At 70.2% G+C, this 14,029-nt stretch carries 19 protein-coding genes; 10 read left to right on the top strand and 9 right to left on the bottom strand.

Annotation, left to right across the window (positions count from 1 at the left end; translation table 11 throughout):
- Positions 1–19: 19 nt before the first annotated feature.
- The 6 genes from IEZ17_RS09875 to IEZ17_RS09845 all read left to right on the top strand — a co-directional run bounded on the left by IEZ17_RS09875 (position 20) and on the right by IEZ17_RS09845 (position 5,549).
- Positions 20–1,396 (top strand): DUF2637 domain-containing protein, encoded by a 1,377-nt coding sequence (locus IEZ17_RS09875; protein WP_189298597.1) that lies wholly within the window; start codon positions 20–22, stop codon positions 1,394–1,396.
- Complete coding sequence (locus IEZ17_RS09870) at positions 1,393–1,584, top strand: hypothetical protein (protein WP_189298595.1); 192 nt, start codon at positions 1,393–1,395, stop codon at positions 1,582–1,584. The genes IEZ17_RS09875 and IEZ17_RS09870 overlap by 4 nt, the downstream gene beginning before the upstream one ends.
- Positions 1,585–1,957: 373 nt before the next feature.
- Positions 1,958–2,545, top strand: a complete 588-nt coding sequence (locus IEZ17_RS42200) for a plasmid mobilization protein (protein WP_229852114.1) — start codon at positions 1,958–1,960, stop codon at positions 2,543–2,545.
- A complete protein-coding gene (locus tag IEZ17_RS09855; RefSeq protein ID WP_189298593.1) occupies positions 2,542–4,263 on the top strand; it encodes a relaxase family protein in 1,722 nt (573 codons plus the stop codon). The genes IEZ17_RS42200 and IEZ17_RS09855 overlap by 4 nt, the downstream gene beginning before the upstream one ends.
- Positions 4,264–4,343: 80 nt before the next feature.
- The gene (locus IEZ17_RS09850; RefSeq protein ID WP_229852113.1) at positions 4,344–4,793 is read left to right on the top strand and encodes a hypothetical protein; all 450 of its coding nucleotides are present in this window, start codon (positions 4,344–4,346) and stop codon (positions 4,791–4,793) included.
- Between the two features lie 84 nt (positions 4,794–4,877).
- Positions 4,878–5,549: a hypothetical protein gene (locus tag IEZ17_RS09845; protein ID WP_189298591.1), complete on the top strand. Its 672-nt coding sequence runs from the start codon at positions 4,878–4,880 to the stop codon at positions 5,547–5,549.
- Here the strand turns inward: IEZ17_RS09845 and IEZ17_RS09840 are convergent.
- The 3 genes from IEZ17_RS09840 to IEZ17_RS09835 form a co-directional block, all read right to left on the bottom strand.
- Entirely contained in the window at positions 5,546–5,887 is a 342-nt protein-coding gene (locus IEZ17_RS09840) for a hypothetical protein (protein ID WP_189298589.1), read from the bottom strand. The genes IEZ17_RS09845 and IEZ17_RS09840 overlap by 4 nt on opposite strands.
- A 178-nt stretch (positions 5,888–6,065) precedes the next feature.
- Positions 6,066–6,335, bottom strand: a complete 270-nt coding sequence (locus IEZ17_RS42195; protein ID WP_229852132.1) for a helix-turn-helix domain-containing protein — start codon at positions 6,333–6,335, stop codon at positions 6,066–6,068.
- A gap of 358 nt (positions 6,336–6,693) precedes the next feature.
- The gene (locus IEZ17_RS09835; protein ID WP_189298587.1) at positions 6,694–7,218 is read right to left on the bottom strand and encodes a hypothetical protein; all 525 of its coding nucleotides are present in this window, start codon (positions 7,216–7,218) and stop codon (positions 6,694–6,696) included.
- Between the two features lie 257 nt (positions 7,219–7,475).
- Here IEZ17_RS09835 and IEZ17_RS09830 point away from each other — a divergent pair, with 257 nt between their 5' ends.
- Positions 7,476–7,718 carry a hypothetical protein gene (locus tag IEZ17_RS09830; RefSeq protein ID WP_189298585.1) on the top strand — a complete coding sequence of 81 codons (243 nt, stop codon included), beginning with the start codon at positions 7,476–7,478 and terminating at the stop codon, positions 7,716–7,718.
- Between the two features lie 120 nt (positions 7,719–7,838).
- Here IEZ17_RS09830 and IEZ17_RS09825 read toward each other — a convergent pair whose 3' ends face one another.
- The 6 genes from IEZ17_RS09825 to IEZ17_RS09800 all read right to left on the bottom strand — a co-directional run bounded on the left by IEZ17_RS09825 (position 7,839) and on the right by IEZ17_RS09800 (position 11,687).
- Positions 7,839–8,756, bottom strand: a complete 918-nt coding sequence (locus IEZ17_RS09825) for a hypothetical protein (RefSeq protein WP_189298584.1) — start codon at positions 8,754–8,756, stop codon at positions 7,839–7,841.
- A 36-nt stretch (positions 8,757–8,792) separates the two neighbouring features.
- Complete coding sequence (locus IEZ17_RS09820; RefSeq protein ID WP_189298583.1) at positions 8,793–9,014, bottom strand: hypothetical protein; 222 nt, start codon at positions 9,012–9,014, stop codon at positions 8,793–8,795.
- Between the two features lie 75 nt (positions 9,015–9,089).
- Positions 9,090–9,776: an SPDY domain-containing protein gene (locus IEZ17_RS09815; RefSeq protein WP_189298582.1), complete on the bottom strand. Its 687-nt coding sequence runs from the start codon at positions 9,774–9,776 to the stop codon at positions 9,090–9,092.
- A 78-nt stretch (positions 9,777–9,854) separates the two neighbouring features.
- Positions 9,855–10,343: a hypothetical protein gene (locus tag IEZ17_RS44145; RefSeq protein ID WP_308427618.1), complete on the bottom strand. Its 489-nt coding sequence runs from the start codon at positions 10,341–10,343 to the stop codon at positions 9,855–9,857.
- Between the two features lie 97 nt (positions 10,344–10,440).
- Complete coding sequence (locus IEZ17_RS09805; RefSeq protein WP_373299775.1) at positions 10,441–10,800, bottom strand: SPDY domain-containing protein; 360 nt, start codon at positions 10,798–10,800, stop codon at positions 10,441–10,443.
- Between the two features lie 152 nt (positions 10,801–10,952).
- Positions 10,953–11,687, bottom strand: coding sequence for a hypothetical protein (locus IEZ17_RS09800; protein WP_189298580.1), 735 nt, complete (start codon positions 11,685–11,687; stop codon positions 10,953–10,955).
- 541 nt (positions 11,688–12,228) lie between these two features.
- Between IEZ17_RS09800 and IEZ17_RS09795 the strand changes: the two genes are divergently transcribed.
- The 3 genes from IEZ17_RS09795 to IEZ17_RS44405 all read left to right on the top strand — a co-directional run bounded on the left by IEZ17_RS09795 (position 12,229) and on the right by IEZ17_RS44405 (position 14,028).
- Positions 12,229–13,119: a hypothetical protein gene (locus IEZ17_RS09795; RefSeq protein ID WP_189298579.1), complete on the top strand. Its 891-nt coding sequence runs from the start codon at positions 12,229–12,231 to the stop codon at positions 13,117–13,119.
- A 188-nt stretch (positions 13,120–13,307) separates the two neighbouring features.
- Entirely contained in the window at positions 13,308–13,628 is a 321-nt protein-coding gene (locus IEZ17_RS09790) for a hypothetical protein (protein WP_189298578.1), read from the top strand.
- The gene (locus IEZ17_RS44405) at positions 13,534–14,028 is read left to right on the top strand and encodes a DUF6233 domain-containing protein (protein WP_373299774.1); all 495 of its coding nucleotides are present in this window, start codon (positions 13,534–13,536) and stop codon (positions 14,026–14,028) included. Before IEZ17_RS09790 ends, IEZ17_RS44405 begins: the two co-directional genes overlap by 95 nt.
- Position 14,029: the final 1 nt, after the last annotated feature.

The raw sequence follows: 14,029 nt of genomic DNA, 5'->3' as shown, positions 1-14,029 counted from the left end.
GGACCACAAGGTGCCACCGGTGAGCATCACCACGACCCATCGCAACTTGATCATCGGCGGTGCTGCCCTGGTCGCCGCTGTCGCCATGGCAGCCTCCGCCGACACCCTCGCCGCCCTCGGCCGCGCCGTGGGCTGGGGATACGTGCTCTCCTGGGCTCTCCCCGTCAGCGTCGACGTCCTGGCCCTAGTCGCCGGCCTCGCCTGGATCGCCGCCGGCACCGGCCGCAGCCTCGGCCGCGTCCTGACCCTCCTCACCGTCGCCGTCTCCGTCCTGCTCAACGCCTTGGGCCACCTCGTGTCGACCAATCACCTCACCGCCAGCCCGTACCTGGTGATCGGCGTCTCGGCCGTGCCCCCGCTCGCCGCGGCACTCGCCGTGCACCTCGGTGCCACCGTCACCACCGACCGCACCGCGCCCTCGGCGGACCACGGCGGAGTGGACCACGACGACGGACGGGCGAGCCAGACCAGTCCGAAGGACGCGGACCGGGGTGCCTGGGCCGACCAGATGCCGGATCGCGAACGCTGGCGGACCGCGGACCAACCGACCGCCCCCGCCCTTGCCCTCGCCGACGACGAGCACGGACCGTCCGAAGGGTCTGGTCCGGTGCGCGCGGACCAAGGCGCCCCGGCGGACCAGACGCCGGACCGCGAGCACCCGCAGACCACAGACCACGACACGCGGACCACGGACCAACCAGCCGACACCGCCCCAGCCGACCAGCGGACCAACCCCGCACCGGACCACGAAGCGGACCAGGTCGCGGACCATGACGTGCCAGCTGCGGACCAGCAGATCGCCGCTGGTCCGCAGGAGGCCGACAGCGGGGGCCGGACCAGTAACGCCGCAGGTCAACCGGCCCCCGACCCGCATGGTCCGGCGGGCCACGAGCGGGCGGACCACGTACCCGGACCGACCGAAGGGTCTGGTCCAGTGAGCGCGGACCAAGGCGCCCCGGCGGACCAGACGCCGGACCGCGAGCACCCGCAGACCACAGACCATCCGGGCGACTCCGCCCCTGCGGACCCGCGGACCACCCCCGCACCGGACCACCCGGACCACGAAGCGGACCAGCCTCTGGACCCGTCGGCGGACCAGGTCGAGGACGGCTCCTCGGGCGGACCGCGGGGGGCGCGGACCACGGACCACGACGCCTCGGCGCCGGACCCGCAGACCAAGCCCGCAGACCAGGACGAAGTCCCGTGGGAAGCGAAGGTCAAGGTCGCGCGCAAAGCCGCCCTCGCAGAAGGTCGGATGACCCGCCGGGCCATCCGACCGCACCTGCGGAACGCCAACATCACCGTCAGCAATGAGCTGTTCAGCGACCTCCAGGCCGCCCTGTACGCGGACCCGACGCTCGCTCACCTGCCCCGAGACACGAGGAGAGCCCGATGAAGACCTGCGAGCGCTTCGAGCGCATCAAGAGCGGCTACGAGCGGGACATCACCTACCTGCGCAACCACTCCCAGCGCAGCGCGGGCACGAACGCCGCGAAGACGAGCGCAACCAACGCCCTGGCCGTGAGGTCCCGGATGGCCAAGGCCCTCGGCCGGCACTTCGCGGCCTGCCCGATATGCGGATGACCAGGCGGTAACCGCAGGTCAAACGCCCTATCCCATTTCTGTGACGTGGTGGTGGCCCGGCGTCGGGCCACCACCCTGACCCTGGAGGACCCGCCATCCGCTCCCGCCACTCCCGTACGTCGGTCCCGACCCCCGCCGAAGCGAGCGCCTGGGCCGAGGTCCTGGTCCGCCGCCGTCTCCTGCATGCCGCCGTCCTGGCCCCGAGCGGTCAGTGGCTCGTGCAGAGCGCGCCCGAGGCGCCCGTCCGCGTCCTGGACGGGCCCGTCGCCATGGTCGATCTCGCCGCCCAGATCCAGCACCACACCCGCACCACGAGGAACCGCACCCGATGACACGCCCGAACGACCCTCAGCCACACACCCCCGACGAGGCGGTGACCAACTCCGTCTCGCGGGGAGCAAGTTGGGGCGGAAGCGTAGCTTCCGCCGACCCCGCCCCGAAGGGGGCGGGAGCGGACCTGCACCAGGGGGCGCAGGTCCGGCAGGCTTCGACCGAGGGCGGACCGAAGCCTGGGGGGAAAGACGAAGCGAACCGCCGCCGTCGCCGCTCGTCCGCCGCGCCGCGCGCCCGTCAGCGTCCGCGCCAGCCGCGCGAGAAAAAGCGCCTGCACCAGCCCAATGCCCGTTTCAATGATGAAGAGTTCGCCCTGATCAAGTCCGCCGCCGCCCAGTCGAATCTGTCCGTCGCCGGCTTCCTCGCCCGCTCCGCCCTGCGCGCCGCCCGCGACGCTGACCGCACCGCCGCCGAGATAGCCGACGAACGCGAAGTGATCACGGCCCTGTTCGACTCCCGCCGCCGTCTCGGCTGGGCGGGCAGCAACCTCAACCAGGCCGTCAAGGCACTCAACTCCGGTGTTGAAGCGCCGCAGCTCGATGCCGCGATCGACGCGGTCCACACCGCTGCTGAGTGCGTCCGCGAGGCCGCCGCCCAGCTCATCGCCAGACAGCAGACCCCGGCATGATCCCCAGCGTCAACGAATCCGGCGACAAGACCTTCGGCCTGCTCAATTACCTGTACGGCCCCGGGCGTGCCGAGGAGCACGTTGATCCGCACCTCGTCGCGTCCTTCGACAGCATGGCGCCCGACCCCGGCCGGGCTGCCGACTTCGACGCCGCCCTTGAGGACCTGGCGCTCCTCCTCGACCAGCCCGTCGAAGCTCTGCCCGCGCACGCGAGGCCCGCCCAGCACGTGTGGCACACGTCGGTGCGTGCCGCTCCCGGCGACCGCACGCTGTCCGACGACGAATGGGCGGACATCGCCCGCCGAGTCGTCGCCGCCACCGGCATCGACCCAGGCGACGGGGAGCCCGGCTGCCGCTGGGCGGCCGTACGGCACGCGGACGATCACATCCACATCGTCGCCACGCTCGTGTGCGAGGACGGCAGTCGCCCCGACGACTTCCGCTCTGGTATGCGGGCCCAGGCCGAATGCCGTCTCATCGAGAAGGAGTTGGGCCTGACTCTGGTCAACGCGGGCGACGGCACGGCCGCCAAGCGACCCACCAGCGCGGAGCGCCACAAAGCGGAGCGTCAGGGCCGGGAGCAGACCGCCCGCGAGGAACTGCGCGAGACGGTCCGCCGTGCGGTGGCCGGCGCCACCAGCGAGGAGGAGTTCTTCGACCGGCTGGCCGCCGCCGGCCTGCTCGTCCGCAAGCGCCAAGCGCCCTCCGGTGACCTGCTCGGCTACAAGGTCGCGCTGGTCGACGACCGTAACGAGGACGACGAGCCGGTCTACTTCGCGGGCTCCACGCTCGCCCCCGACCTCTCCCTGCCCCGCATCCGCGAACGCTGGTCCGCCGCCCAGCAGGACGCCGCCGTCGTTCCGGATGACCGTGCCAGCGCGCCGAGTGGTCCGGCGCGGGCACGGCGCCGCGCGGCAGCCGCCGCCTGGCAGGCGGTCCTGATCATCGACCACGGCTCCGACCACCAGGCCGCAGCCCTCATCGCGGCGGCCGGTGAAGTCCTTGACGCCCTCGCCAAAACCTCCGCCGCCCACACCCGCAAGCAACTCCAAGAGGCGGCACGCGCTTTCGAGCGCGCCTCCCGCTCCCACGTACAGGCCGAGCGCGGCCACGACCGGGCCCTGCGCCAGACCGCCCGCGACCTCGTCTACAGCGGGCCTGCCCTGGGGCGCGGCGAGGACGGCGCCACCACCGCCATGGTGATCGACATGGTCGCCTTCCTGGTGATCGCCGCGGCCCATTGGCACGGCAAGAAGAACCACGCCCAGCAGGCCGCTGCCGCCCGCCAGGCCGCCGAACACCTGCGCGCGGCCTACCAGTCCGCAGCTCAGCACCCGATGGCCGTCCTGCGCCACCGTGGCCGCCGCCTCTCCCAACCGCTGCAGCGCCGCCAGGCGGCCCACCTGCGCCAGGCGGTTCCGGAGCTGGCCGAGCAGATCCTCACCGAGCCCGGCTGGCACGCGCTCGCCGCCACCCTCGCCGATGTTGAAGCCGCCGGCCACGAGCCTGCCGCCCTGCTGGCCGAGGCCGTCGCACGACGCGAACTCGACACGGCCGAGTCGGTCAGCGACGTCCTGGTCTGGCGGCTGCGGCGCCTGGCCGACCTGCCCGCCGACGGCTCCGTCATGTCCGAGGCCGGCACCGCCACACCGCAGAGCGCCGAGCGGCCGAAGCGGACCTCCCCAGGGCGCAACACCCCTCCCAGGAAGGCGAGATGATTCCCGATTGTGCAAGTTGCAGCAGGTCAGGGACCTGGGGCACTGTCCGTGTGGCCGATGAACGACGAAGAGGGGGACATATGTTTCGACGCCGCGCGGACCGCGAGTTCCATGACGCCCAGCTCGCCGGCCAGGCGATGCTGCAGATGCACGCGAACTGGCCGGCGCCCGACCTCACCGCCCCGGCCGCCGAGCCCGCGGCTCCCGCCCACGGCGGAGGCATCGAGGAGGTGCCCGACTTTCCGCCGCCGGACCTTCGCGTGCCCTCCCGCCACGAGGTCGAGGGACTGATGATGCGCTGGGAGCAGCCGCTCGTCGTCGACGGCGAGGTCCGCGAGTGCCCGCAGTGCGGCGCCTATCGGGACTGGATCGTGTTCAGCATGCGCGACGACACAATCTGGCTGCGCTGCCGCGCCGGCCACAACACCGCCGAGCCGCGTCTGGACCCGGCCTGGTACAACCGCAACTCCGGTCCGGTGGACCACTTCCACCCCACCCTGGACGACGGCCTGCGCCACCTGGGCCACTGACATGCCCCCAGCCCCTCCCCGCCGGCAGCAGATTCGTGTGTCGGCCCCAGTCAGACCGTCCGCTCCGCATACCAGGGGGTTCACTTGCGTCACCACACCACGGCCGCCCTTGTCCTGACCGCACTCACTCTTACCGCCTGCTCCGCCGACCCCTCCGGCACGGTACCGACGGCGTCCTCCTCGCCCCGCGGCGGAAGCGACGCCGCCGTCGCCAAGCCGCTGTCCTCGGCCGCGCTGAGCACGCGGCTCCTGACCGAGAAGGACCTGGGCGAGGGCTACGTACGCACAGCCGAGCACACTCAGCACAACGACGACGTCGCGGTGATCGGCTGCCCCGCCCTCGCCAAGCTCGGAGGGGACGCGGCGACCGGCCAGAGCCTCGACTTCCCGAACAAGGCGAAGGCCGCGTTCATCTACAGCGGCGGCAGCGACTCCGAGGTGGCCGAGGAGCTGTACAGCGACAGCGCGCAGAAGCTGTCCGACGGCGTCGGCCGCATCTTCGAGGCGATGGCCTCCTGCCCGAAGTACCAGGTCGTCTCGGGCAGCACCGCCATCGACATGACCACCCAGGCGACCAGCGCTCCCCAGCTCGGTGAGGAGCGCTGGAGCCAGCTGCTCACCTACTCCACGGGCGGTCAGCGCAGCATCGTCAAGCAAACGGCGATCCGTAACGGCAACGTCCTGGTGATCGTCTCCGGCTCGCCCGGACTCGTGGACGCACATCTGGACAAGGCGTGCGCCAAGGCCGCCGTCTAGCCCACCATCGCCTCAGCTTCGCAGCCAGCACCAGGGTGGGGAGCCGGAACCGAAGGCTGGTGCCGGGCCTGCGCCGCGAGAGAAACGATGGTGTCGCGCAGATTGACCAGACTCTGCAAACGTTCCTCGTGCTCCTCACGAGTTAGAGTGCCGTCGGCGGGCAGGGCGAGCGTTGCCGTGCTCACCGCGGTCAGTGCCGCCTTCAGCGACGCGACGGCCGCCGGGTTCCTCTCCTCCATCTCCCAGCGGGCGCATCGCAGCTGCGCTTCGGCCAGGAGCTTGTAGCGGCGCATCTTCTCCAGGGCGGGCGGCAGCAGGGTCTCGTCAGGGGTGGTCATGCCTGTCACCGTAGAGGGGGTCTGCTCTGCCCTTCCAGTAGATCTCCACACCAGTGCCCGTGATCCGGTACCCACACCAGGTACGCACGGGAGTTGGCGCCACCTGCCAGCAGTACGCCAGGCCGGGCAGATTGGGCCCTTCCTCTAGCTGCCGCCCATACCGCCATACCGAGCGTGATCACAATCTGGGGTTCTCGATGGGCGTTCCACAGAGAATCCCAAGCTCCCATTCGAGGAAGTGAATGGCGGCGTCGACCCGCTCACTGTATTGCCCCGTTCCCTGGCCGCGCGGGCCTCCACGCGGAGACAAGTCCGCACCGGCCTCGGTGAGCAGGGTGTGGACGAAGCCATAGCTCCGGCCGCAAGTGTCCGCCAGAGGCCGGATCGGAACTCCCTGGTCGTATGCCCGAAGCAGAGCGGTGCGCAGGCGCCTTCTGGACTGACCCATGATCGGGATACGGCTGCTAAGCATGATGCCCCTTACTCGCTCGCGTTTGCCTGAGGATCTTGGCGCACGTGAGCCCCCAACGGTTGCGGGGCGGAAGCCCCGACAACCACGTCACTCAATGAGCGGAGCCCGAGCCGAGGGGCGCGGGGAAGGCCCGCGGCGGCTCCGTAAGCCCCAGTTCGGTTCGGTGGCTATGGGGCCAGATCAACTCCGTACCCCGCTGGTCCCCGAGAACGTCCGTGCGCTGGTGCCGAACAGGTGCCTACAGACACATGGGGATGCAGCGGAGTTTCGTGAGTGCTCCGCCCCGGGTACGCGGTAGTGGACCCCGATACCACCCGCCATTCCCCAAGGTCCGTCATGGGCCGATGCCGACGGCTCGCCACGCCGCGAACAGGTCGTCGCGCGCGGAACGAAAGTCGTCATCCCGCTCGGACTTGAGGAGCAGCGTGACGGCCACCGTATGGACTGCGGGAATGTCCAACGACAAGACGGCCAGGACGCGCTCCATGTCGGTAACCACCTCGTCGACACGGCGCGGCGGGAGGAGGCAGTGCATTGCGTAGTCGCGTACGAGGTCCAAGACCTCGGCGGCGTCCTCGTCCGCGTCCCGTGCACGCTGCAAGACGCCCAGGACCTGCCACAGAGCCTCCAGTTGGAATGCCGGCAGGGCCATCAGAAACACGGCGCCGGGGCGAGCGGGTGGCATGTCGGCCCGGATCTGGCCGATGGTGTCAGCCGCTACCCGGAACGGAAGATGCGGCAGGACGTACTTCTCGGGCTCTCCGTAGTCGTCGGCGACCGCCGCTGCGGCCGCAAGAGAGTCGAGGATGTCCTGCGCGTATCGGGCATCGTGGATCCAGGCAGAGTCTCCCGGCAGCACACAAGGGTGATCCGCTCGTTGCTTCGTCACCCGCCTACCCTGCCCGTGCGGAGCACCGGCAGAACTCGCTCAGCGTATTCGACTGCTCCGTCGCCGCGCTGAGCCAACCCCGCCGGCGCCCCGGAAAAGTGAAACAGTTACGAGGCGTAAGGCTGTTCCACCAGCAGTTTGCGCCCTCGTTATCGTGGGGTGGGCGCCGACTCCGAGCGTCTTGGGGACAGGACCGGGCCCAGGCGCCCACGACCTGAGGGGCCGCCGTGCCGCACCGCGACACCGACGATGTTCGGTTCATACTCCTGGTGACCCTGGCGGTCGGAGGTGTGCTCGCCGGTTGGTTCCTGCCGACCCCCGGCTCGTACGTGGCCGTCGTGATGACGACGATCTGTATCGCGGGGATGACGGTGATCCACGCGGATCTGCTTGACAAGATCAAGGAGGAGCGCCGGAAACAGATGCGCCGGGAACTGCGCGAACGCTCCCGGCACGACCCGGATATGTGACCGCCGCACGGGCTGGGAACCCCAGCCCCTCCATCTGATTCATCGCGGCACGCCGTACGGCAAAAACCCGGTGGCCGAGCCATCGAGGCTCGGCCACCGGGCTGGGATGAGCCGGGGCAACTACGGAACGGGCGGCGTGGGCTGGGGCATCACGGCGGCTACGTACGAGGGGCGTTGGATGGCCACCAGGCGGTCGCGGTGCACCCGTACGTCGGCGATCCGGTCGTCGGTCGGCAGGTAGACGACGAGATCCCGGTGGCTTGCCCGGATACGGTCGGCCGCGGCCACGACATGATGCGTCTCGGCGCAATCCGACAGCGAGTAGGCGTCGCCGACTTGCAGAGCGTCGGCGCGGTCGTCGAAGACGTCGAGGTCGCGCTCCTGTCTCTGATGCCACCAGCGGGCGCGTTCACGGGCGCGGGGCAGCGTGTAGGTCTGGCGGGTGACCTCGGCCTCCTGCCAGATGCGTCGGCATGCCGCGCACTCGTGGGAGGCATCGGTGTTGGGCCCGGAGAGCTGCTGCGCGCACCAGGAGGTGCCCACGAGCGGATCACGGCGGTGGCCCGTGACGAGGTTGCCCCGCCCGCTCGCGACCCACAGGACGCTGTCGTCCACATGGCACGGCGTTCCGCTGGGCAGCACCAGCTCGTCGGCGGTGTGGTGGAAGCGGTCGAGGGCGGTGCTGAGTCCGGTGCAGTTGGCGCAGACCCGGCGCGCGGTGGATGCCCGGTCGTCGAGCGGCTTGCCGCAGTAGCCGAGCAGATGTCCTGGGATCGGCCGGTGCGCGGCGGCGCTCTTGCCCGCGCCGGCGGCAGGGCGGGAGTCCGGCTCGCCGCTGGGGTGCGGCGCCGTGGTGAGGATGAGCCAGACGCGTGTGCAGCTCTGGCACAGGGTGTGGGCCGTGTTCTCTCCGATGGGCTGAAGGTCGGGCGAGCGCGTGGCGCACGCGGTCAGCGGCTGGGCGCCATTGAGCAGGACGCCGTAGTGGGCGGTGCCGTTCGTACGGCCGATGGCGAGCCGGACCATGGGTAGGGGCAAGGGACCTCCGTGAGGTAGGCGGCGGGGAGAAGGCGGTCAGGCGCGTACGGCGCACAGGCCGTCGTGGTCGGTGGTGAGGGCGCAGCCGTCCTCGCAGGGGTGACCTGCGCGAGCCTGGGTGGTGTCGGCCCGCTCGTGACAGCTGATGCACCAGGCGGGCGAGGGGGCAAGGTCGCGGTTGCGGGCGAGGAAGCCGGCGGAGCCGCAGCGCTCGCAGCACTGCGCGCCGGGAGAAGGGGATGTGTTCGTGACGTGCACCTCTTCCAGGGCTGAGGCGGGAACGCGGCCCGCGGAGGGCAGGGCCCGGCCGGTGTTGCCGGCCGGGCCCCGGCGTCAGCCGCGGTGGACGATCGTGAGGCGGTCTTCCGCGCTGTGCGGCAGCCGGTGGCGTGCCACCGGGACCGGGGAGGCGAGCGAGGCAGCGAACGCGGCGACCAGCTCGTTGGGGACGCTCGGGCTGAAGTTCGCGCACCACAGGTAGGGGGCGCCGAAGGTGGGTTCGGCCCATGCCTGCCAGCCCATCAGGTCCTCCCGCAGGTCGGCATCCGCGATCAGGTCCGGCAGCATCTCGAGCGAGACGTGCGAGGCGAAGCCCGGGTCCGTGGCGGCGGTGCGGGGGCGGTCCACGTCACGGATCCAGCCCTGCGCGCTGAGCGCTGCCACCACTGCCTCGGGCTCCTCGAAGCCGGTGTCGGGCACCGCGCTGGCGTCGAGCGCGACGAGGAAGTCGTGCAGTGCCTCGTGCGGTACGCCGGTGGTGAAGTAGGCGTTCCACTGCACCAGGGCGCTGCTGGCGTCCGGGCGGGCGGAGATCTGCAGGGCCGCCCGCAGTCCGCCGAGTGTGAACGGGCTGCTGGCCAGGATCCATTCGGCGCCGCGCAGCTCGTCCGGGCTCACGTACAGCAGGGTGTCGCGGGAGGTCGGCCACATGCGCCAGCCCAGACCGGTGAGGGTGTCGCCGATCCGCTCGGCGAGGACGTCGTCGTCGCCGGCCAGATGGCGCGGGGTGACCCAGTTCACCGGGTGAGGCGAGAGGGGGGAGGAGGAGTCAGAGCGATGGTGCGGGTGCAGGGGCGCCTCCGTGGGCTCGGGGGTGGTTCACTGCCCGCCGCCGGGGCGGGTGCCGCGCCGGCGGCGCGGCGGGGCCTCGGTCGGTTCGTGCCAGGCCAGTGCGACCGCGACGTGGGGCAGGAGGGGGCCGAACTGTTCGGCCTCGTCCTCGTCCGGCTCGGTGAGGAACAGCACGGGACGGTCCTTCTCGTCGCGGGCACCGGCAACGGGGCCCGCACGGTGGGCCATCGGGAAGTCGGGGTTGAGGGCGAGCTGCACGACGGCATCGCGGTCGCACGCCGACAGCTGGTCGAGCAGGTCACCGACGGTCGGCTCGGGCAGCGTGCCGAGCGACTCGGTGTCCTTGGCCTCGGCGATGAACACCACCGGCCGGCCGGCGTCGTCACGGGTGGGGACCACGCCGCCCAGGCGGCGGGCCGTACGGGCGAAGGGGTTGATCCACAGGCGGACCACCACGTCGCGGTCGCTGGCGGACAGGCTCTCCAGCAGCTCGCCGACGCTCAGCTCCGGGGCCAAGGCGTTCTCCTTGCAGTAACGGGCGCCCCAGCAGGGGTCGAGGGAAGGGTACGTGCCGGACGTGAGCAACAGATCCGAGCCGCGCGGTGACAGTGGTTCACAGCGGCCGGGAAGTGGCCAGCACGCGCTGGACCGTGGCCGCGACGATCTCCGCCGGCGTTTCCGTGTCGAAGCGGATCCGGTAGCCGGGGACCTTGGCGGTGCCGGTGACGGCGAGCGTCCAGCCGTCGCCGTCGGTGCCGGGGCGCCCCAGCGGGAACCATCCGAGGTAGAAGCGGCCGTCCTTGCTGCTGACGTGGACATCGGCCCGGTCGTCCACGACGAGGTGGAAGAACTCCGCCTTGAACAAGTCAGTGACCATCGTCGGCTGGCCGGGACCCAGCTGCCACGAACGCAGCCGCAGGGCCTCGGCGGTGGTGGAGAATCCGGGCGTGGACGCGTCCACGGTCACAAGCATCACCTCTCTGACCTGGCACTTCGGGGAAGGTCGTCTACGTTGACATGCCCCTGGCGGCTTCCACCAGTCCTTTCGCGATCTTTCCTGTCTGCCCCCGGCGAACTACCGAATCCGGCTGCCGCAGGGCACCCGACAGACGGTCGAGCAGCCGCCTATGCGCGGGCCGTCGCCGCCCAGGCGGCCCCGAGTTCCACGAGCCTGCGGCGGAGCTGGCCTCGCTGCTCCTCCAGGACCAGGGAGGTGGGCGACAAGACAAAGACATTGTCGCGGTAGGGGAGGAACCCGATCCGTTCCCAGCCCTTGGCAATCTTGGCTGTGACGCGGTCCCATTCCGCTTCGTTCCGCAGCCGGTCCGCGCCCAGGTCTGAGACTCCGGGCGCGCACGCCACGGCCCGGCACCCGGGCATCAGCCGGAAGATGGCTTCGGCGGCCAGGATCACACCCAGGCCGTGGCCTCTCCATTCCTCATGCAGGGCGACGCGGTCCATGACGAGCAGGGCAGAGCCGCTGTACTCCAGCAGCTCGCCAACCTCGTCCGCGTAATAGCCCGTGCCGGGATCAAGGAGGACGCGTGCGATCTCGTAGAGGTCCTCCGATTCCTCTGCCATGGCCGCGTACGCGTTGCGCCCACGATCAAGGTGCACGCGGAAGAAGGTCATCGAACCCGCAACGTGGTCGCCTGCGGCGTACGCCGGGCAGTCTCCTGCCTCGCACGCGCCCGTTTCCGTCAAGCAACGGCTGTCGTCGTGTACCCCACGGCGATGGAGGATCTCCACGCTCCACCTTTCCAGCGTGTCCGCGTCAAGGGTGTCGCTGAGCGTGTCGGAGTAGGCGATACGCAGGTGCAGCTCGGATGGGTCACCGGGGAGCGGCGAGTACTCGATCACCGCGGCAGCCTAACTACCCGGAGGGCCGGAGCGGCTCGACGTGACACAGCAAATCGAACGCACGTAGGCGCGCAGGTCAGACGACATGGGCGTTACTGCCCGCCGGACCCTGCGTTCGCCGAGAGCTGGGAGGACGGGATGCAGTGCCTCTGCACCCTCCGAACCGTCGAGGTCATGAGGTCTGGTGTCTTCCCAGGTCGGCGGTGCGGTTCAGCGGTGACCGATGACGGAGTAAATCAGGAGTTGCACCGCGCCGCTGGCGAGTGCCGTGCACGCCCCTCCGATCATCTTCATGGTGAGGACCCGTCGATATCGGCGGGTCCGGGAACGGTACTGATCGGGGACGGACGGCTTGGAGTCGGGGTGCATGGAAGGCTCCGTTGCTGAGATGGGTCAGGACGTGCGGGAGCACTCCGCAGGGCCTGGCCGCCAAGCTTCTGGCCTGCGGGATTGATCCCGTTTCCGACGCTAGACCGCGTCCACCCCTTGTGTCCGCCGCCAACGGCCCCACGCTGCTGCGGAGTTGGTGTAATTTCTGAGCGTGGAACGCCCTTGGGAGCAGGTGCACGGGCCGGGCACCTTGGATGACCTGCTGGAAGATGCGCGCGAGGCTGGCTACGAGATCAGCAGGCGAACGATCCACGACTGGATCTCGCTTGGGCTGCTCGACAATCCTCAGCGGCGCGGGGCCGGCCGCGGATCCCGGCCGGGGCTGCACTCGACGAACCAACGCAAGTTGTTCCTCCTCCTGCTGAGCAAGCGCGTGGAGATGCCGAAGATCCCGGCGCTGGCCCTGGTGCCATTCGGGATCTGGTTGTGGTGGGGCGAGGAGTGGTTGCCGACCCGGCAGGCGCTCAAGGCATTCCGAACCTGGTTCGGCGATGGGCTGCGCCGCAAACAGGTGTGCGTGGAGGCGGCGCGGGCCACGCTGGAGCAGATCGACCACCCCGCCGCCACCGAAACCGCCCGCAACCGGTTCGTCCGTCTCTTCGCGGAAATGAGCTACCAGGGCGGCACCACCCCTGAGCTCCGGAACGAGCTGGAGGACGCGGCGCGCGCGGTGTTCGAGCCGCCGAGCGTCTTCACGACCAGCAGTCTGGCTCGTGCCGTCGGCCCCGCGAGCATGCCATGGACCCTTGAGATGCTGCTCGACCGGATCGACTCCACCACCAGCGCCATGCAGGCCGTCCGCGACAACAAGGTGGACGAAGAACTGCTGGTCCGCTCTCGGGCCCTCTACCTACAGACCAAGCACTGGTATGAGGATCTGCGCCCAGGTCTTGCCGCGCAAGCAGTCGGCCCCTTCGTGGGTTTGTACCGCGAGCAGAACCTGGACGATCACTTCAACAACATCGGCTACGAAGTGTTTACCGCCATCGCGATGTTGTTGGTCAGCCCAATCGCGCAGGCGCAGTTCCCGCCGAGTGGGTAGGGATCCCTCGGGTCCTGATCGAGTACCCGGCGTCCGACTGCCCCGTCGGCCCGTTCACGGCTCAGTTACTGGCCCTAGGCCAATCAATCGGTGGCACAGGACATCTCCTGCCGGAAACCCGAGAGGGTGTAGCTCGGGACGGCGGCCGCCCCGTACCGTGCCATAGAGCTGACCAGCGAGGGAGCGCCATGCCGAGTACAGAAGCCCAGCAGGACGTCCGCTACCGAGTGGCGGACGGCGCGGAATTCCACCACTCGCAGCCGGGCCACAGTTCGCAGATGCCGATCGAGTGCAGAACTTGCGGGGCCCGCCAGGACCTGACGTTCTTCACCCGCGACGGCAAGGCTTTCCTGGAGTGCCCCCAGGAGCACCAGCAGCAGGACTGGCGCCTGCACCCGGAGAGCGTCCGCCAGGGTGCAGCGCACGCGGTGGACGGGGTGGTCACCAAGATGTTCTTCCCGGTGCGGACCGAGCCGCAGGTGCTGCCCGGATACGAAGACATCATCTGACCCGCCCCCGGACAGCCGGGATCTCAGGGGTAGGCGGTTTCCAGGGACTTGGCAAAGTGGCGGACGGCCCGGCGGGCTTGGCGACGGCGCCCATCTTGTCGAGGAGCACGCTGGCGTGCAGCACGTTGGCCTCCCGGTCATCCCTACATATCGGCGCTCCAAGGCTCTGCCGCCGACGAAGCCTTCCGGTTGGGTCGTACGTACGCCCCGATCCGCGACGCCGGGCGGCGGCACGCTCGTGCATGAGGCCCCGTGTCGACGCGCGGTCGGCGAGGGGAGAGAGACGGGCGCTCTGGAAGCCCTGGACGCTCTGATGCGTCCCGGCGCGAAAGCCTGCCACGACTGTGCCGCCACCGAAGTCCTGCTCCCCGCCATGGAGTTGGGTCAGGGGTACGGCTAGC

It is taken from the genome of Streptomyces albospinus (assembly GCF_014648695.1).
GTDB classification, from domain to species: Bacteria; Actinomycetota; Actinomycetes; order Streptomycetales; family Streptomycetaceae; genus Streptomyces; species Streptomyces albospinus.
Note: the sequence above shows the minus strand (reverse complement) of the source record. Positions and strands in the feature narration are given on the sequence as shown.